The 240-nt window shown below is 61.2% G+C and carries 1 protein-coding gene; it reads right to left on the reverse strand.

Annotation, left to right across the window (positions count from 1 at the left end; all coding sequences use genetic code 11):
• Positions 1-240, reverse strand: a 240-nt coding sequence (locus tag RND78_RS28080) for a calcium-binding protein (RefSeq protein ID WP_312733521.1), incomplete at both ends; no start/stop codon positions are given.

Here is a 240-nt window from a genome sequence, read left to right on the forward strand (position 1 = left end):
CCGTCTCTACCGTAGAGCACGTCGTTGCCGGCACCACCGTGCAGTATATCGTTGCCCTCGTCACCGCTGAGGGTATCGGCTCCGTCTCCACCGTTTAGGGTGTCATTGCCGCTACCGCCATTGAGCGTGTCATCACCCGCCTGACCGTCCAGGGTGTCATCGGTACCAAAGCCCCACAGCGTTTCGTCACCCGCAGTACCTTGCAGCACCTGGGCTTTGATCGCTGCCTGATCCCAGCTG

This window comes from Pseudomonas oryzihabitans (assembly GCF_032027545.1).
In the GTDB taxonomy this organism is placed as follows: domain Bacteria; phylum Pseudomonadota; class Gammaproteobacteria; order Pseudomonadales; family Pseudomonadaceae; genus Chryseomonas; species Chryseomonas oryzihabitans_F.